This is a genomic window from Mesorhizobium sp. CCNWLY176, from assembly GCF_037153935.1.
Lineage (GTDB): Bacteria > Pseudomonadota > Alphaproteobacteria > Rhizobiales > Rhizobiaceae > Mesorhizobium_M > Mesorhizobium_M zhangyense.
On the sequence record NZ_JBBBDZ010000005.1, the window covers coordinates 369,270 to 385,990 of the forward strand.

Consider the following 16,721-nt stretch of genomic DNA (forward strand, 5'->3'; position numbering starts at 1 on the left):
GGCGCTCAGTCCGCGCCCCAGTCCAATCCCGGAACGATATTGCGGAAGATCGCGTAGACGATCAGCAGCGCCGGAATGGCTATGAAGCCGCCGAGGGCACCCCACAGCCAGATCCAGAAAATCAGCGCCAGTACGACGAGGAAAGGGTTCAGCGTCATCGTTCGACCGATCACCATCGGCGTGACGAACTGCGCCTCAATGGTGTTGATGGCAAGGTAGATCGCGACCGGCAGGAAGGCTCCGCCCAGCGAATCGAATTCCGAGAGGCCGATCAAAAACAGGATGACGACCATCACTGCCGGGCCGATGAAGACGACGAAATTCGTCAGTATCGCCAGCGCGCCCCACAGCAATGCCGAAGGCACGCCGATAAGATAAAGCCCGACGCCCACGGCCAGCCCCTCGCCAATGTTGATGAGGCTGATGGACAGCAGATAGCGCGACACCATCTGCTCGACGTCGCGAAAGATATGCGCGACGCGCCAGCGCAGCCGGCGATTGAAGCAAAGGGTCAGCACTGCCGTGCGCGTCTGGTGGCGGGTGGCGACGAAAAAATAGAGGCTGGCGAAAAAGATCAGGATTTGCCCGAAGACGGCAGGCGCCAGCGTTGCCATGCTTTCCACGCCCATGCCCTCATCGACCGATACGGTCAGGCCCTTGCCGCCGGTCAATTCGCGCAGCTGGTCGCGCATGCCGCGCATGGCGTCGAGCGGCCCTTTCAATTCGGAAAGCTGATGCTGGAGATTGCTCCAGATTTGGGGCAGCCGCCCGATCCAGAACGAAAGTGGTGCGGCGACCGCAAGCGCAAAGAGACAGGCGACTGCGACAAACAGAAGGACGACCAGGATGGCGGAAAGGCCGGGTAACAGGCCGCGCCGCTCGAGTTTCGAGGCAAGCGGGCCGAGCATAAGGCCGACGACGATGCCGAGTGAAACGGGCGCCAGAATATATTGGCCTGCCGACAATGCGAACACGAAGGCGAGCAGCCCAATGAAGATGACCGACACCTGCGAGGATCGGGTAAGGAAGATTTCGATATTCGACTTTGGCGGCAATCTTACGATTGGCGCCTTCTTGGCCGCTCGTTCGGTCATTCAATAATTCCGGCTGGATTTGACCACGGAAACGCACTTTCATCGCGTTTCGTTCCTTCCCGGCGGAACCTCGCCGCATATGAGGCGTTTTGGACCGTACAAACCCAAGGAGTTGAACCATGGCCGCAGCTGCAGGCAAATCCACCCGGAACGACAACGACACGGTCACGTCCTCGGATATCGAGGCCGACATCCGTCAGTTGCGCGCCGATATCGCCAAGCTGACCGAACAATTGGCCACCACCGGAGAGCACTCCTACGGTGCCGCGCGCCGCGCCGCCAAGGAAGGCGTGGACCAGCTCCGCGCGCAAGGTGAAGCGACGATCGAGAGCCTGCGCGGCAATGCCAAGGATATCGAAGACCAGATCACCGCCGCCGTGCGGGAGAAGCCGGTGACATCGCTCGCCATCGCAGCGGGCGTCGGCTTCCTGTTCGCGCTCTTGTCGCGCCGCTAGATCGCACGGCAGGGGCGTAGAATATGCTCGCATCGCTCATTGCCAGTTTCGCTTCGGGCGAGACGCTCCATGCCGTGCGTCGCGCAAAGCGCGCGGCGATCGCCTATCTTCTGGCGGGCGTTGCCGCGCTGGTCGGCGTCAGCTTCCTGATCGGCGGGGCCTATATCTGGACAGCCCACCACTATGGCTGGACACGGGCAGCCGTGGCGTTCGGCATCGGCTTTCTCGTTCTTGCCGGGCTCGTTCTCCTCATCAACAAGCTGACATCCGGCGCGCAGCGGCGACGCGAAACGCGCAGGCGCAACAAGGATCTGACGGCGCTCGCAGCCGCTTCGGCTCTTGCCGTGCTGCCGGGGCTGTTCCGTGGCAAGGCCGGTCTGGGTGCGATCGTAGCGCCCGCTTTGGCGGTAGTGGCCTACGAAATCTATCGGGAAAACCGCAAGTCACGCCGCCGTTCCGGCGAAGAACCGCTAGACGACGCGGACTGATCACTACATCAGTCGGAGAACTGCTCGAGCGGCATCGATATTTTGGCCTTCACGCCGCCCGGCAGGAATTCGTGCGTCACCTCGCTCGAAATGATCTTCGACAGGCTGCGCCGGATCAGGATCGAACCGAAGCCAAAGCGTTGCGGCGTTTCGACCGCCGGTCCGCCGGCTTCCTTCCAAGTCAGCGTCAGGCGTCGCGAATGCCGGCTTTTTTCGACGTTCCAGCTAAGGTCGACAGTGCCGCTTGTGGTGGAAAGCGAGCCATATTTCATGGCATTGCTGGCCAGTTCGTGCAGGATGAGGCCAAGCCCAAGCGCCTGATCGGGCGACAGGAAGATATCCTCGCCGGAAATTTGGATGCGTGGGGTTTCTTCGTCGTCGAACGGCTTCACCTCAAGCTGGATCAGTTCGTTGAGCGCTATGCCGCGCCATTCCCTGTCCGACAGCATGCCGTGGGCTAGCCCGAGCGCCTGCAGCCTGGCGCTGAAGGCGTCCAGAAACTCGCCGGGCTCGCGCGCGTGGCGCACGGTCTGCGTCGCCAGCGCCTGCACGGTCGCCAGCGTGTTCTTGACGCGGTGGTTGAGTTCGCGCAGCAGCAGGCGCTGGCGTTCTTCAGCCAGCTTTCTTTCGCTGATATCGTAATTGACGCCGAAGACGAGCGTGGCATTGCCCCCCGCGTCGCGTTCGACGACTCGACCGCGCGCGCCGAGCCATCGTGCTGGTTCGATGTCGGCGATCCGGTATTCACCGACATAGTCTTCATTGCTCGACAGGGCCTGTCTGAAGCTTCTTTCGGCCTGCCGCACGTCGCGGCGGTCGACGGCGCGGAAAATCTGCCGTGCGGTCAACCGCGTGGTTGGCGCCAGACCGAGCAGGACCGGGAAAAGCGTATCGCATTCGATCGCGCCTGTGCGTACGTCCCAAGCCCAGCTTGCCAGCGAGGCTGCCTCGACCGCAACGGTGCGGCGTTTTTCTTCGCGCTCCAGTTCGGCGCGGGCAAGCGCGCCGGTGCGTGTGCCTTCCTTGAGCGCGAAGAGGCTGGAGGCGAGCCCTGCAAGCATCTTCAGCTGGTCAAGTTTTTCCGTTGAGGGCCGCTGTCGTGGCTTGCGGTCGATGACGCAGAGCGTGCCGATGCGTTCGCCGGAAACAGTGATCGGCGCTCCGGCATAGAAACGGATGTGAGGCTCGCCGGTGACGAGGCTGTTCGTTGCAAAGCGCGGGTCGGCCGTGGCGTCCGGGATCACCATCACGTCGTCGCCGGCGGTGATGGCATGTGCGCAGAAAGACAGGCTGACCGGCGTTTCCCTGCCCTCCATGCCGATGCACGACTTGAACCATTGCCGCTCGATATCGACCAGGCTGACAAGCGCGATGGGCACGTCCATCAGGGCTGCGGCAAGGCCGGTGAGGCGATCGAAATCGGGGTCGGAAGACGTATCAAGCGTCTGTAAGCCGTATAGAACCGCACGCCTGTGTTCGTCGCCGACAACCTCTCGAACGTCTGCCGGCAGGGCGTCCAGCGTTTCCGAATTGTCCCGATCCGCTTCGTGCATTCTAACTGCCCAGGCCCAAACTGAAAAAATCCCGTGACCACCGTCGCGGGAACCACACCGGTCTGGACGCATTGACCTCCAGGAGAAAAAGGCGCGCCCGCGCGCCATATGGAGGTTTATCTTGCCCAAGACAATTCCGACCGACAAGGCGCGACAGGGGCGGCGTGGCTGGCAAGTTCTCGTGGTTCTGATATGCGCCTTGCTGCTTGCGGCTGCGGCGTGGTTTGCAGTCGAGCTTTACGGCAAGTCGATAGAGCCGGGAGCCGATCAGCCGGCAGCGTCCAGCCAGACGAACTAGATCCGACGTTTTGCCCGGGATGATAGATTTCAGGTAATTTCCAGCGTGCTGCGCGGAACCGACGATTTCGCAAGCCGCACTCATGTGCGGCGAAACCCTGAAGGAACGCGGAACGCAAATCGTGCTCTCACCCCGGTAGAGCACGGCAACAAAATCATCGGGAATGCTCCAGATACATCGAAGAAACGGCTACCCCAGTCGCCGGCAGAAAAGGAACCCGTGCGCACAAACGCGCTGAACGCGGAATGGTTCCGTCGCGGCGGAAATTTTCTGCTTGTCCAAAAGGATAAGCCGGACGGCAAATTTCGGAACTGGATGGAAGTAACGGCGTTGTGAGGTTGTGATGCCGCGCCCGAGTTTTCCCTGCGACGGTTCGACCGAGGCGCGGCAGTGCATAAAGATCACGCACAAGGAGAGACTATCATGTTCCGCAATCTTTTGGCTACGACTGCAATCGCCACGCTGATGGCGACCGCTGCATATGCGCAGGAATCCGCTACTCCTGCTCCTGCCAGCCCGGCTCCAATGACACAGGAAGCACCTGCGGCAGAGGCCCCGGTCACCCGCGCTGACGGTCATCTTGCCAGCAATATCATGGGCGAAACCGTCTACAACGGCACTGGTGAGCAGGCAGAGAACATCGGCAAGATCAACGACATAGTCATCAACAAGGACGGCGCTATCGAGGCGCTCGTCGTCGGCGTTGGCGGCTTCCTCGGTCTCGGCGCGAAGAACGTTGCCGTCAACTATTCCGAGGTCGATTGGGCCGAGCAGAACGGCGACCGCTGGGCCGTGGTGAACACCACCAAGGAACAGCTCCAGGCCCTGCCGGACTTCGATCGCCGCGGCTATGACCCTGAGCCTGCCGCTGCGGCTGCAACGGATACGACCGCACCGGCAACCGACAATACCGCGATGGCCCCGGCCACGCCGGCACCGTCGAACGATAACAAGGCTGCAGCACCTGCCGCTCCGTCGAACGACAACACTGCGCAGGCTCCGGCAGCGACCGACACCACAGAAACAGGTGCGATCGACAAGTCGCAGCTGACCGAGGTGCCGGTCGGTGAAATCCGTTCGGAAGAGCTGACGGGCACCACCGTTTACGGTGCTGAAGACGCCAATGTCGGCAAGATCGGTGATGTCGTCCTGAAGGACGCCAAGGTCGATGCCGTCATCATCGATGTCGGCGGGTTCCTTGGCGTCGGTGCAAAGGAAGTCGCCGTCGGCATGGATAAGCTGGCCTTCATGACGGACAAGGACGGCAAGAAGTATCTCTACACCAACTTCACCAAGGAGCAGCTCGAAGCGCAGCCCGCTTACGACAAGGCGACCTTCGGTGAAAAGCGTGATGAGCAGCTTCTGAAGATGAACTAACCGTCGATCATAGTATCAGTGATTTTGGCCCGCGCCGGCAACGGCGTGGGCTTCTTTTTGTCACCCCTCATAGGCGATCACGCCATGCTCCGTCAGCTCGACCAAAGCCAGCGACTGGTCGAGATGGCGCGCGCGCCATGAAAGCAGACGCTCGGCGAATTCGAGCCGGACGCCGAGGAATTTTGGTTCATTTGCCAGGTTATTCAGCTCGCCGGGGTCCCGTTCGAGATCGAAAAGAAGCGGCGGCAAGCCGCTACCGAAATGGACATATTTGAACCGTTCGGAACGGACGACGGCGAGGTTGCATTGCTGCGGCTTCATTCCGAAATGTCGCTCGGCTGTCCCCTCCGAGATCGAGCGGAAGTCGAATTCCCAATGCGCAGCGTCGCGCCATGCTTCCGGCTGCTTGCCTTTCAGAAAAGGTTTAAGGGAATGACCGTCGAGATGAGCGGGCACATCTTCGCCAAGCAGATCAATCAGCGTCGGCATGATGTCGACTGCCTCGGTGAAATGCGTCACCGACGTTCCGGCAGACTTCTTGCGCGCCGGGTCGCGGATAATCAGCGGAATGTGAAAACTCTGGTCGAAATAGCCGCCCTTGCCGAGCATGAAATGGTCGCCCATCATATCTGCATGGTCGGAGGTCAGTACGATGATCGTGTCGTCCCACGCACCGTTTGCCTTCAGCGCCTGCCAGATGCGGCCAAGCTGGGCGTCGACCTCTGAGATCATGCCGTAATAAAGCGCGCGGATGCGCCGGAAATTGTCCTCGCCCCAGTCGCGCACCTTGCCCTTGGCGCCGGGGATGAATTTTGAGCGCTGCTGCTGCTCGTATTCATAGGCGAGATATGGATGCGCCTTCGCGTCTGTCTTCCAGTCCTTGGCGCGGTGAAAATCCGGGCCGTCAGCCGGGTCGTACATGCTGTTGTAAGGCTCCGGCACGATGAAGGGCGGGTGCGGGCTGAGGAAGGAAACATGCGCGAACCAGGGCTCCTCCTGCTCGCCCAGCCAGCGGACGAATTCGCCGGCCAGGAATGCCGCCGGCGTCTCGTCCTTCGAATAGACCGGCGGCGCGTTGGTAACATGCTTGCCATTGCCGTTCGCAGGCCGGTGGATATCGGGAAAGCCAGCGCTGGAATCGATGCCGCGGGCAGCGAGCCAGGACAGCCATTGCTTCTGGTGTTCGGGCAGAAGCTGGCGCGCCGTGAAGCCCGGGAGCACGCCTTCATAGGTGCGCAGGAACGGGTCGCCCGGCGCATGGAAATCCGGGTCGGGCGCGACATCGGTATAGCCGAACAGCGTCGGATCGTAGCCGAGACGGCGCGCGGCGAGGGCGATGTTGTCGTGGCGGGCATCCAGCGGCGTGCCGTTGCGGCAGACACGGTTGTTCATCTGGTAGAGGCCGGTATAGAGGCAGGCGCGCGCTGGAGAGCAGGGTGCTGCCCCGCCGAAATGCCGGCTGAACAACACGCCCTCAGTGGCCAGCGCGTCGGCGTTCGGCGTTTTGACCGTCTTGTGGCCCGCGGCTGAAAGGCAGTCACCGCGCCACTGGTCGCAGGTGATCAGAAGGATGTTTTGACGTTTGCCTTTGCCTGCCACGCGCTGCTCCCTCAGAATGCTGTCTCGCTCATGGAGCCGAATTTTCAGGGCGGCGCAAGTGTGATCGGATGGCGTCAATAGTGAACAGTCTTTGATCTATCGTTCACAAAATGAATACAGTCCATTCTGTCATTGGCGTCTTTCCAGCAGGCCGGTTTGACCGACATATGGGGACATGAAGCAGCAAGCGCTGCATGGCGAAAACGGGAGCAAAGAACATGCTTGACCAGATCAAAGGCCTGCACCACGTCACCTCGATGGCGAAGGATGCGCGCCAGAACAACGACTTCTTCACCCACAAACTCGGCCTGCGCCGCGTCAAGAAGACGGTCAATTTCGACGCGCCGGATGTCTACCATCTCTACTATGCCGATGAGCTCGGCACGCCCGGTTCGGTGATGACTTATTTTCCCTTCCCGAATATCGGCAAGGGCAGCCACGGTGCCGGCGAGGTCGGCACGACCGTCTATTCGGTTCCTGAGGGTACGCTTGGCTACTGGGAAAAGCGCTTTGCCGAGCAGGGCGTTACCGGCCTGAAGCGCGAGACGGTGTTCGGCGAGAGCCGGCTGGCCTTCGACGGGCCTGATGGCGACGGCTTTGCGCTTGTCGAAGCGAAGAACGACAGCCGCGCGCCCTGGACCAAAGGCGGCGTGCCCGGCGACGAGGCGATCCGCGGGTTCCATTCCGTGTCGCTGCGTCTCAAGGATGGCGGTGCGACCGAGGAATTGCTGAAGTTCATGGGCTATGAGGAAGTCGACACCACCGGCAATGTGAAGCGGCTGGCTGTGAAGGGCGGTAACGGCGCCGATGTCGTCGACATCGAGAGCCTTCCCGGCGTCGGCTTTGCCAATCTCGGCGCCGGCTCCGTGCATCACGTGGCTTTTGCCGTCGAGAACCGGGCCAAGCAGCTTGAGGTGCGCAAGGCGCTGATGGACACGGGCCACCAGGTGACGCCGGTGATCGACCGCGATTATTTCTGGGCGATCTATTTCCGCACGCCGGGCGGCGTCTTGTTCGAGGTGGCGACCAACGAGCCGGGCTTCGACCGCGACGAGGATACGGCCCATCTCGGTGAGGCACTGAAACTGCCGAGCCAGCATGCGCATCTGCGCGACTATCTCGAAAAGAACCTGCAGCCGCTTGGCGACTGACGGTTGCTCAAAAAAGTCCGAGCCGGATTTTTCCGGCTCGGATAGGCTATGCCCATAATGCGAGGAACATCATGTCCAAGGATGCCTATACCTACACCTCATTGCCCGGCACGTCGGGCGGGCCGCTCGCCTTCCTGTTCCATGGGACGGGCGGCAACGAAAACCAGATGCTGGGGCTGGCGCTCGACCTGTTGCCCGGCGTGGCGGCAATCTCGCCGCGCGGCGACGTCTCCGAACATGGAGCGGCGCGCTTCTTCCGCCGCACCGGTGAAGGCGTCTACGACATGGATGATCTGACCGAGCGGACCAAAAAAATGGCCGGTTTCGTCAAGGCTCATATCAAGGAAGCAAAACCGTCTTCGGTGATCGGCATCGGTTTTTCCAATGGCGCAAACATTCTGGCGTCGCTGCTGTTTGCCGAGCCCAAGCTGTTCGATGCGGCGGTGCTGATGCACCCGCTGATCCCATTCGAACCGGAGGTTAAGGGAAGCCTTGCCGGCAAACGCATCCTCATCACCGCCGGCCATCACGACCCGATCTGCCCGCCGAACCTGACCGCGCGACTCGACAGCTATCTGCGCACGGACGGTGCCGATGTCACGCTGGAATGGCACGAAGGCGGCCATGAGATGCGGCAGAACGAAATCGTGGCGGCACGCGCATTTCTCGCACCCTATCGCCCCACGGCAAATACGGCAGGAGCCCGGACATGACCGACCAGACACCCGAAATCCAACTGGAAGAGACCGGCTCCAAGGGCCGCTATTTCCTGCGCGGCCCCGGCGGCGCGGAGGCCGAAATGACCTTCAGCAAGGCTGGCGAGCATCTGATGATCATCGATCATACCGAAGTGCCGGATGCGTTTCGCGGGCAAGGCGCGGGCTTGCGGCTGGTGACGCGCGCGGTTGAGGAAGCGCGCGCGGCGGGCAAGAAGATCATCCCGCTTTGCCCGTTTGCCAATGCGCAGTTCAAGCGGCACCCGGAATGGGCGGATGTGTTGAAGAGCTGAGGCTGTGTCTCTGATGGAGGGGCAGGCCAGGTCCGGAGCGAAAGCGTCCCCGTCCTCTCTTGACGAATTCCCCCTCTCCGTCTCGCTTCGCGTGCCACCTCTCCCCCATTTCATGGGGGCGAGGAACCCAGGTTCTGTGATGTCGCAGCCTTCACGGTTAGCTATTCCTCGCCCCTGCGAAGCGGGGGAGAGGTGGCTCGGCGAAGCCGAGACGGAGAGGGGGTTCTGGGTCGAAGTTTACAGGAGACGGTAAAAGCTGCCCCTCAGCGTAACTTCCTTTCTTCCACCGTCTTCAGCCACTCCTTGCCCACCCCGCGGTCGCGGATGATCGGCAGGGGGTCTTCGGCGTCGAGGCGCGCGCAGATACGGTAGACTTCGAGCGTTTCGGCGCTCATGTCGCCGCGCTTGTGGAAATACATCGCCGCCGCATAGCGGGTGCGGCCCGACCAGACTTCGCCAAGCGGCGTGTTGACCAGCGCCCACTGCTCGGCAAGTTCGGCGTCGGGCTCGGCCATGGTTAGAAATCCGCCGGTGGGCTGGCAGTGCGTCGGTCGAGCTTGATGAAGGGTCGCGGCACGATCCTGGCCCGCTTCATCAGCCGCTCATATCTGAGTTCGCGCATCGCATAAATCTCGACCCAGAGATCGTCGGTGATCGTGTCGCCATAGGGCCGCGTGAGGCTCGCCAGCGCGATGTTGCGCTTGGCCATCGGCGACCAGATCGCGGCGCTGACCAGCCCGACCTCTTTCTTCTGCCTGTGATAGACGATGGCGTGCTCGGCTGGAATGTTGCCCTCGATCTCCAGCCCGACCAGCATATGGCGCATCGAGCCCTTGGCGCGTGCCTGCGCAATGGCGCGGCGACCATTGAAATGGCCCTTTTCCAGATCGAGCATGAAGCCGAGCCCGATCTCGTCGGGCATGCGCACGCGATCTGGGCGGATCGCGTGTTCAGCGGTGACGAAATCGGCGTTTGCGACGATCAACCCTGCCTCCAGCCTTGCGCGGTTGAGCGCTGTGTAGCCGATGGCGCGGATGCCGCGCAACTCGCCTGCGTTCCAGAGACGGTCCCATAGCGAGAGGGCCAGTTCAGCCGGCGCGAAAAGTTCATAGCCGAGGTCGCCGGTGAAGCCGGTGCGCGAGATGGTGATGCTGCCCCTCTCATGGGGAAATTCGGCGAGGTCGAAGATTTTCAGTTTTTCGACCCCGGCAAGCCCGGCCTCGCGCAGGACGGCAAAGGAAGTCGGGCCTTGCAGGGCTAGCCCGGCGATGGCCTCGGTCTCTTCTGTTATGATGACATCGAAGCCGATGGCGCTGTCGAGCAGCCATGGCAAATGCCGTTCCTGGCAGCACAGGCGGAAGCGATCGGACGCCAGCCGGAAAAGGGTGCCGTCGTCGAGAACGTGGCCTTCATCATTGCACCATGCAGTGTAATGAACGCGGCCGGGCTTCAGCTTGGCCACGTCGCGCAAGGTGACGCGGTTGAGAAAGTCTTCCGCGTCCGGCCCCTCAATGCGGTATTTTACCATCGGCGAGATGTCGAACAGCGCGGCCTGGCTGCGGATGGCGAAATATTCCAGTTCCTCGTCCCACAGGGACGCCGGTGCGCGGTAGCCACCCCAGTCGTACCAGTCGTTGGTCTTCATCAACGCGTCGATGCGCGGCTGGAACGGCGTACCGAGGCGCAGCGTGCGGAAATGGGACTGGGCGGTGAGGCGTGCGGAGGACAGCTTTGGCATCTGGTTCATGGCCTACCCCCTCATCTCGATGATGCGCCGCGCGGCGTTCAGTCCCGGCACGCCGGAGATGCCGCCGCCCGGATGCGAACCGGCGCCGCAGAGGTATAGCCCGTCTATCGGGGTGTCATAGCCAGCGGCGCCGAAGGCTGGGCGCGACATCATCATCTGATCGGCCTGCAATTCGCCATGGTGCCAGTGGCCGCCGGGCATGCGGTAGCGCGTTTCGATGTCGGCCGGCGTCAACAGTTCGGCATGGCGCACCAGCTTGCCGATGCCGGGCGCGTAATGCTCGAGCTGCGCCATGATGGCAGCGAGGAATTTCGGCTTGCCGGTCTCCCAGCCCTCCTTCAGCGCGTAAGGCGCATATTGCACGATCGCCGAAAGCACACAGGCACCGTCCGGCGCAAGCGATGTGTCGGCAAGGCTTGGCAGCGTGATCTCCATCACCGGCTCTGGTGAGAACTCACCATACTTCGCCGGATTGAAAGCGCGCTCGACATGGTCGGACGACGGCGCGATGACGAGGCGGCCACGGTGGCCGGCGGCATCGACGCCGGAGAATTCGGGTGGCCTGTCGAGCGCCAGATGCAACTTGGCGACATTGCCCTTCATGCGGATGTTTTTGATCCGTCGCACGAAACCGGTGTCGATCTCGCGGGTGCCGACCAGGTCGATGAAAGTGGAGCGCGGGTTGATCGCCGAGATGACTGTTTTGGCCCGGATTTCCTCGCCGCTGTCGAGAACCACCCCAGCGGCGCGGCCCCTTTCGATCAGGATTTTCATTGCCGGGGCATCGGTGCGGACGCCGACGCCATCGGATTTCGCCGCACTCAAGATCGCGGCGATGACCGCGCCCATGCCGCCGGCTGGCAGCGCCTGAGCGCCGGGCTGGCCGCTAATCTCGCCGGCGAGGCGATAGTAGAGGCCGAGCAACGAGGTCGGCGAACGTGGCCCGAGATGGCTGCCGAGCGTGGCGTCGAAGGCGAGCAGACCCTTCAGGCGGTCGTCCGCCAGATGCTCGTCGGCGACGTCCGAGACATTCATCAGGAGCATGCGCAGGAAGTCGCGCATGTCCTCCTTGCCAAGCCGGCGCAGCGACAGGCCGGTCATGGCGAAGGCGGAACTCTCCATCAGCGACATGTTGCCGAGGTCGGGTGGACGGCGCGCCAGCAGCGGCTTCAATATGCCGGCGTAACGCAGAAGCTGTGCGCGGAAATCCTGCCACGCGGCCTGTTCGGAGGCTGACGTGCCGGTGAGTGTCTCGCCATAGGCGCCGTGCAATGTCAGCGGGTTGCCGTCGCGCGACAGCGCCACGCTGGGCGCGATCGGGCCGAAGGACAGGCCGTGCTTTTCAAGCTCCAGCGTCTTCACCACGTCCGGGTGCAGACGGTTCAGCAGATGCGCGGAGGAGACGCGAAAGCCCGGCGCGAACTCTTCAGTGCGGGCAGCGCCGCCTACTTCGTTTGCCGCTTCCAGCACCAGCGTCTTGCGCCCACTTTTGGCCAGCGTCGCCGCCGCGACCAGCCCGTTGTGGCCGCCGCCGATGACGATTGCATCAAATGACGTCATGGGCCGGGCTCATATGTCTGGTGCCGCGCGAGAGGTCGCGCAGGATTTCGGCAGCGGCATTGCGGCCCGGTGCGCCCATCACGCCGCCGCCGGGATGGGTGGAGGAGCCGCACATATAGAGCCCGTCGACCGGCGAGCGGTATTGCGCGTAACCCGGCACCGGGCGGTTGAACAACAACTGGTCGAAGGTCAGTTCGCCCTGAAAAATGTTGCCCTCGGTGAGACCGACTTCGGCCTCCAGTTCGCGCGGGGTGCGCACTTCCATATGCACGATGCGGTCGCGAAAACCGGGCGAGTAGTCGGCGATCTGCGAGATCACCGTTTCGCCGAAGGCATCGCGGTCGGCGTCGGTCCAGTCGCGGCCTTCCACCTTGGGCGGGCAATATTGCACGAAGCAGCTCATGAAGTGCTGGCCGGGCGGGGCCATGGTCGGGTCGAGCGTCGTCGGGATGACCATGTCGAGGAAGGGGTCGGCCGACCAGCGCCCGGCCTTCCAGTCGTCATAGCCGCGCTCCATGCGCTCGACCGAGTCGGTGAAATGCATGTCGCCGCGATAGCAGGGCGAATCCTTCGGCAGCGCCGGGAATTCGGGAAGCGAATCCAGCGCGATGTTCACCTTGCCCGACGAGCCGCGCATCTTGAAATTCTTCACCCGGCGCAGGAAGATTTCGGGCAATTCCTTTTCCTCGACCAGCTTGAGAAAGGTGCGCTTCACATCGGCGTTGGAGATGACGAGGTTGCCGAAGATTTCTTCACCGTCGGCCAGCACAAGCCCGCGCGCCTTGCCGCTCCTGACAAGAACCTGCTCGACCTCGGCTCCGGTGCGGATCGTGCCGCCTGATGCGCGAAAACTGTCGGCCAGTGCCTTGGTCACCGCGCCCATGCCGCCGCGTGCATAGCCCCAGGCGCCGACCGAGCCGTCGACCTCGCCCATATAGTGGTGCAGCAGAACGTAAGCCGTGCCGGGCGACATGGGTCCAAGCGCCGTGCCGATGATGCCCGACAGTGCGAAATTGGCCTTGATCACCTCGGTCTCGAAATACTCGTCGAGGAAGTCGGAGATCGACATGGTCCAGAAGCGCAGCGTGTCGGCCATTTCAGCCGCTCCCAGCCCGGCGAATTTCTTGCCGAGGTAAAGCAGTTCGGAAATGTCGCGCGGGCGAAAGCTTGTCGGGTCGGGCGCGGTGCGCATCAGCAGCGGCTGGATGAAGCGGCACTGCCGCGTCACGTCGCGGGCGTAGCGATCGTAGGCTTCGGCGTCGCGGGCGGAGAAGCGGGCGAATTCGCGGCGATGGGCATGGTGGTCACGGTAGTTGGCGAGATAGTCGCCATCCCTAGTGAACACCGCGCCGCCCTCATAAGAGATCACCTGAAGGCCGAAGCGTGGCAGTTCCAGGTCGCGCATGATTTCGGGCCGGAACAGCGAGCAGACATAGGAGCAGTTGGAGTAGAGGAAGCCCGGCGTCAGCGACCTACTGACGGCGGCGCCGCCGATCCAGTCGTTCTTTTCGACCACCAGCACGTCGAGCCCGGCGCGCTGGAGATAGCAGGCGTTGACCAGCCCGTTGTGCCCCGCGCCGATGACGATGGCGTCCCATTTCTTCATGCAGGTTCCCGCTTTATTTTCCGCAAATCTGGCACGGACGGGCCGCGCCTGTCCAGAGATTTTGAATGAATGTTCAACAAATGACATTGCGTTTTGACGCGAGTGGAGTAGGCTTCAAAAGAATTTCGACGTTGAAAACCTTTGGCTTGGACGGGGAACAATGATCGAGACGGCAGACGCCGCGCCGGAATATGACGACACCGCCATTCCTTCCTGGAGGCGCTGTGGGGCGAGGGCTACCTGTCGCCGGGCGGGCCGGGGGAAGCCGACCGCGTGGTCGAAGGCCTTTCGCTTGGCGGCAGGCGGATACTGGATATCGGCTGCGGCGCGGGCGGCATTGCGTTGCATTTCGTCGAGAGCCATGACGCCGGGCATGTCACCGGCTTCGATGTGGAAGAACCCGTCATTGCCGTCGCCACAAAGCGCGCAGCCGAACGCGGCCTTTCGGCGCGGACCAAGTTCGTGCAGGCGCCGCCGGGACCGCTGCCTTTTGCCGATGGCTCGTTTGACATGGTGTTTTCCAAGGATGCGCTTCTGCATGTGCCGGACAAGCATGCGCTGTTTGCCGAAATCTTCCGCGTGCTTAAACCGGGCGGTGTGTTTGCCGCGTCGAACTGGATGATCGGCCATGATGGCGAGCCGTCGCCGGAGATGAAAGCCTATATCGCCGCTGAGGGACTTTCCTTCACCATGCGCTCGCCGGCGCATTATCGAAAAGCGATGGAGGATGCGGGTTTCCGTGACATTGCGGTAACCGACCGCAATCCCTGGTATCGCGAAGTGGCGCGCGGCGAGCTGGCGCGGCTGAAGGGTCCGCTCTACGAGCCGGTCGCAGCTGCGGTGGGCTGCGACTATGTCGACAAGAACATCAAGACCTGGGAAGCCATGCAGAAGGTTCTTGACAGCGGCGAGCACCGTCCCACTCATCTGCGCGGATGGAAGCCGGACGAGGGACGTTAGCCGGCGATGCGGAGCATGGTAGCAGCAATGAAGACGGCGACGGTGAAGGAAGCAGGCCCCGAGGCCGAAAAGCGCGGGCGCAAGGCGTCCAAGGAAACGCGGCAGTTGCAGCTCATCGAGGCGACGATCGATTCGCTGGCCAAGCGCGGCTATTCCGACACCACCATGGCCGATGTGGCCGATGGCGCCAGCCTTTCGCGCGGTATCGTCAACTTCCATTTCGAGAGCAAGGAAAAGCTGCTGATCGCCACCTTGCAGCACATGTATGACGAATATTCCGCGCATTGGCGTGCCGCGCTTACCAAGGCCGGCGACGATCCGGCGCGTCAGCTTCAGGCGCTGGTGGCCGCCGATTTCGACCGCTCGGTCTGCAACAAGCGCAAGCTCGCCGCATGGTGCGCCTTCTGGGGCGAGGCCAAGTCGCGCCCGACCTATCAGGCGCTGAGCGGCTCGCGTGACAAGGATTACCAGCAGACGGTGGTCGATCTCTGCGTGCGTCTCAAAGATGACGGCAGCTACGATTTCGATCCGGAGGCAACGGCGCTCGGCCTGAGCGCTATGCTCGAGGGACTGTGGCTGCGCCTGATGATGGCTGCCGAAAACGTGACGCGCGAGACCGCCCATCAGGCCGCGACCGACTATCTCGCTTCGGTTTTTCCGAAGCATTTTTCGCGCGAGGAGGCTGGCGCGCGCAGGATCGCATGACCCCATAATCATAAGACAGAGGATGGAACGATGACGCGACTTATCGGAAGGCTTTCAACTACGCTTGCGCTTGCCGGCGCGCTTTCGGCCTATGCTGTGGGCATGGCCACTGCGGCAGACAAGGACCTGATCATCTTCGACTGGTCGGGTTACGAGGAGCCGTCTTTCCATCCCGGCTATGTCGAGAAAAATGGGGACTCGCCGACCTTCACCTTCTTCGGCGATGAGGATGAAGCCTTTGAGAAAGTACGCGCCGGCTTCAAGGCCGATCTCGGCCATCCCTGCTCGCAAAGCGTGACCAAATGGCGCGAGGCCGGCCTGCTGCAGCCGCTGGATACGTCGAAGATCACCGGCTGGAACGATCTCAACCCCGGCATCATGGCGATGAAGAACCTTGCCACCACGGAGGACGGCAAGGCCTGGTTCATGCCGTGGGACTGGGGCAATACCGCGCTCACCTACAATTCCGAAAAGGTCGACGAGAAGGACATCCAGTCGCTGAAAGCCTTTGCCGATCCGAAATTCAAGGACCGCGTCTCGATCGGCGACAATGTCGACGACGCTTATGCGCTGGCCAGCCTCGTCATCGGCCTGAAGGACTGGACGCAGATGACCGACGAGCAGTTCAAGCAGGCGTCCGATTTTCTGCGCGAAGTGCACAAGAATGTCCGCATGTACTGGACCGACACCACCGAGATCGTTCAGGGGTTGAGCGGCGGCGAGGTCGATCTCGCCTGGGCCTGGAACGACGCTGCGGTGCAGTCGGCAGCCGCCGGCGCGCCGATCAAGAACAAGCGTGACACGGCAGAAGGCATTTCCACCTGGGTCTGCGGCTATGTCCGCTACAAGGATGCTCCGGGCTCGGAAGAAAAGGCCTATGATTATCTCAATGCGGTGAACGATCCCAAGGTTGCGCAATATATGGTCGGCGACTGGGGTTACGGCCATGCCAATGCCAAGGGCATGGCGACCGTCGATCCCGAAGTGCTGGCGGAAAAAGGCTATGCCGATGTCGACAAGTTCATCGACAAGACGCTGTTCCAGTCGCCGGTGCCGAGCGAACTTAAGCAGAAGATGATCGCCGAGTTCGAGAAGATCAAGGCGGGGTATTGAGGCACG

The 16,721-nt window shown here is 62.2% G+C and carries 17 protein-coding genes; 10 read left to right on the forward strand and 7 right to left on the reverse strand.

All coding sequences use genetic code 11. From position 1 onward, the window contains the following. Window positions 1–5 precede the first annotated feature (5 nt). Window positions 6–1,094, reverse strand: a complete 1,089-nt coding sequence (locus WBQ96_RS11590) for an AI-2E family transporter (protein ID WP_336549594.1) — start codon at window positions 1,092–1,094, stop codon at window positions 6–8. Between the two features lie 119 nt (window positions 1,095–1,213). Here WBQ96_RS11590 and WBQ96_RS11595 point away from each other — a divergent pair, with 119 nt between their 5' ends. Both WBQ96_RS11595 and WBQ96_RS11600 read left to right on the forward strand, forming a co-directional pair. Continuing rightward, entirely contained in the window at window positions 1,214–1,549 is a 336-nt protein-coding gene (locus WBQ96_RS11595; protein WP_336549593.1) for a DUF883 family protein, read from the forward strand. A gap of 23 nt (window positions 1,550–1,572) precedes the next feature. Continuing rightward, window positions 1,573–2,037 carry a hypothetical protein gene (locus tag WBQ96_RS11600; RefSeq protein ID WP_336549592.1) on the forward strand — a complete coding sequence of 155 codons (465 nt, stop codon included), beginning with the start codon at window positions 1,573–1,575 and terminating at the stop codon, window positions 2,035–2,037. An 8-nt stretch (window positions 2,038–2,045) separates the two neighbouring features. Here WBQ96_RS11600 and WBQ96_RS11605 read toward each other — a convergent pair whose 3' ends face one another. Continuing rightward, a complete protein-coding gene (locus tag WBQ96_RS11605; RefSeq protein WP_336549591.1) occupies window positions 2,046–3,590 on the reverse strand; it encodes a sensor histidine kinase in 1,545 nt (514 codons plus the stop codon). Between the two features lie 121 nt (window positions 3,591–3,711). Between WBQ96_RS11605 and WBQ96_RS11610 the strand changes: the two genes are divergently transcribed. Together WBQ96_RS11610 and WBQ96_RS11615 are read left to right on the forward strand one after the other, a co-directional pair. Next, window positions 3,712–3,888 (forward strand): hypothetical protein, encoded by a 177-nt coding sequence (locus WBQ96_RS11610; protein ID WP_336549589.1) that lies wholly within the window; start codon window positions 3,712–3,714, stop codon window positions 3,886–3,888. A gap of 423 nt (window positions 3,889–4,311) precedes the next feature. After that, the gene (locus WBQ96_RS11615; RefSeq protein ID WP_336549585.1) at window positions 4,312–5,265 is read left to right on the forward strand and encodes a PRC-barrel domain-containing protein; all 954 of its coding nucleotides are present in this window, start codon (window positions 4,312–4,314) and stop codon (window positions 5,263–5,265) included. A 60-nt stretch (window positions 5,266–5,325) separates the two neighbouring features. On the opposite strand, the gene WBQ96_RS11620 is transcribed toward WBQ96_RS11615, so the two are convergent. Next, complete coding sequence (locus WBQ96_RS11620; protein WP_336549582.1) at window positions 5,326–6,864, reverse strand: alkaline phosphatase family protein; 1,539 nt, start codon at window positions 6,862–6,864, stop codon at window positions 5,326–5,328. Between the two features lie 218 nt (window positions 6,865–7,082). On the opposite strand from WBQ96_RS11620, the gene WBQ96_RS11625 reads away from it, so the two are divergent. The 3 genes from WBQ96_RS11625 (at window position 7,083) to WBQ96_RS11635 (ending at window position 9,024) form a co-directional block, all read left to right on the forward strand. Further along, window positions 7,083–8,015, forward strand: coding sequence for a VOC family protein (locus WBQ96_RS11625; protein ID WP_336549581.1), 933 nt, complete (start codon window positions 7,083–7,085; stop codon window positions 8,013–8,015). Between the two features lie 71 nt (window positions 8,016–8,086). Then, on the forward strand, window positions 8,087–8,728 hold the full coding sequence (locus WBQ96_RS11630) for an alpha/beta hydrolase (RefSeq protein WP_336549579.1): 642 nt from the start codon (window positions 8,087–8,089) through the stop codon (window positions 8,726–8,728). Continuing rightward, window positions 8,725–9,024, forward strand: coding sequence for a GNAT family N-acetyltransferase (locus WBQ96_RS11635; protein ID WP_165118696.1), 300 nt, complete (start codon window positions 8,725–8,727; stop codon window positions 9,022–9,024). The genes WBQ96_RS11630 and WBQ96_RS11635 overlap by 4 nt, the downstream gene beginning before the upstream one ends. A gap of 263 nt (window positions 9,025–9,287) precedes the next feature. Here WBQ96_RS11635 and WBQ96_RS11640 read toward each other — a convergent pair whose 3' ends face one another. The 4 genes from WBQ96_RS11640 to WBQ96_RS11655 are packed head-to-tail and all read right to left on the reverse strand — an operon-like array spanning window position 9,288 to window position 13,937. After that, window positions 9,288–9,539: a hypothetical protein gene (locus WBQ96_RS11640; protein ID WP_336549577.1), complete on the reverse strand. Its 252-nt coding sequence runs from the start codon at window positions 9,537–9,539 to the stop codon at window positions 9,288–9,290. A 2-nt stretch (window positions 9,540–9,541) separates the two neighbouring features. Beyond that, a complete protein-coding gene (locus WBQ96_RS11645) occupies window positions 9,542–10,762 on the reverse strand; it encodes an aminomethyltransferase family protein (RefSeq protein WP_442920817.1) in 1,221 nt (406 codons plus the stop codon). 12 nt (window positions 10,763–10,774) lie between these two features. Beyond that, window positions 10,775–12,331 (reverse strand): phytoene desaturase family protein, encoded by a 1,557-nt coding sequence (locus tag WBQ96_RS11650; RefSeq protein ID WP_336549573.1) that lies wholly within the window; start codon window positions 12,329–12,331, stop codon window positions 10,775–10,777. Next, entirely contained in the window at window positions 12,318–13,937 is a 1,620-nt protein-coding gene (locus WBQ96_RS11655) for a phytoene desaturase family protein (protein ID WP_336549572.1), read from the reverse strand. The genes WBQ96_RS11650 and WBQ96_RS11655 overlap by 14 nt, the downstream gene beginning before the upstream one ends. Window positions 13,938–14,210: 273 nt before the next feature. Here WBQ96_RS11655 and WBQ96_RS11660 point away from each other — a divergent pair, with 273 nt between their 5' ends. Genes WBQ96_RS11660 through WBQ96_RS11670 form a run of 3 tightly spaced genes read left to right on the forward strand, consistent with a single transcriptional unit; the run spans window position 14,211 to window position 16,715 of the window. Next, window positions 14,211–14,897 carry a class I SAM-dependent methyltransferase gene (locus tag WBQ96_RS11660; protein WP_336549571.1) on the forward strand — a complete coding sequence of 229 codons (687 nt, stop codon included), beginning with the start codon at window positions 14,211–14,213 and terminating at the stop codon, window positions 14,895–14,897. Window positions 14,898–14,903: 6 nt separating this feature from the next. Continuing rightward, a complete protein-coding gene (gene betI / locus WBQ96_RS11665; protein ID WP_336549570.1) occupies window positions 14,904–15,602 on the forward strand; it encodes a transcriptional regulator BetI in 699 nt (232 codons plus the stop codon). A gap of 30 nt (window positions 15,603–15,632) precedes the next feature. Next, window positions 15,633–16,715: an ABC transporter substrate-binding protein gene (locus WBQ96_RS11670; RefSeq protein WP_336549569.1), complete on the forward strand. Its 1,083-nt coding sequence runs from the start codon at window positions 15,633–15,635 to the stop codon at window positions 16,713–16,715. The last annotated feature ends 6 nt before the right edge of the window (window positions 16,716–16,721 follow it).

What these genes read in the sequence shown, in the direction of transcription:
- WBQ96_RS11630 (WP_336549579.1), top strand. Translation starts at nt 8,087, where the DNA reads ATGTCCAAGGATGCCTATACCTACACCTCATTGCCCGGCACGTCGGGC.
- WBQ96_RS11640 (WP_336549577.1), bottom strand. Translation starts at nt 9,539, where the DNA reads ATGGCCGAGCCCGACGCCGAACTTGCCGAGCAGTGGGCGCTGGTCAAC.
- WBQ96_RS11645 (WP_442920817.1), bottom strand. Translation starts at nt 10,762, where the DNA reads ATGCCAAAGCTGTCCTCCGCACGCCTCACCGCCCAGTCCCATTTCCGC.
- WBQ96_RS11590 (WP_336549594.1), bottom strand. Translation starts at nt 1,094, where the DNA reads ATGACCGAACGAGCGGCCAAGAAGGCGCCAATCGTAAGATTGCCGCCA.
- WBQ96_RS11605 (WP_336549591.1), bottom strand. Translation starts at nt 3,590, where the DNA reads ATGCACGAAGCGGATCGGGACAATTCGGAAACGCTGGACGCCCTGCCG.
- WBQ96_RS11635 (WP_165118696.1), top strand. Translation starts at nt 8,725, where the DNA reads ATGACCGACCAGACACCCGAAATCCAACTGGAAGAGACCGGCTCCAAG.
- WBQ96_RS11625 (WP_336549581.1), top strand. Translation starts at nt 7,083, where the DNA reads ATGCTTGACCAGATCAAAGGCCTGCACCACGTCACCTCGATGGCGAAG.
- WBQ96_RS11595 (WP_336549593.1), top strand. Translation starts at nt 1,214, where the DNA reads ATGGCCGCAGCTGCAGGCAAATCCACCCGGAACGACAACGACACGGTC.
- WBQ96_RS11650 (WP_336549573.1), bottom strand. Translation starts at nt 12,331, where the DNA reads ATGACGTCATTTGATGCAATCGTCATCGGCGGCGGCCACAACGGGCTG.
- WBQ96_RS11615 (WP_336549585.1), top strand. Translation starts at nt 4,312, where the DNA reads ATGTTCCGCAATCTTTTGGCTACGACTGCAATCGCCACGCTGATGGCG.
- betI (WP_336549570.1), top strand. Translation starts at nt 14,904, where the DNA reads ATGCGGAGCATGGTAGCAGCAATGAAGACGGCGACGGTGAAGGAAGCA.
- WBQ96_RS11655 (WP_336549572.1), bottom strand. Translation starts at nt 13,937, where the DNA reads ATGAAGAAATGGGACGCCATCGTCATCGGCGCGGGGCACAACGGGCTG.
- WBQ96_RS11600 (WP_336549592.1), top strand. Translation starts at nt 1,573, where the DNA reads ATGCTCGCATCGCTCATTGCCAGTTTCGCTTCGGGCGAGACGCTCCAT.
- WBQ96_RS11670 (WP_336549569.1), top strand. Translation starts at nt 15,633, where the DNA reads ATGACGCGACTTATCGGAAGGCTTTCAACTACGCTTGCGCTTGCCGGC.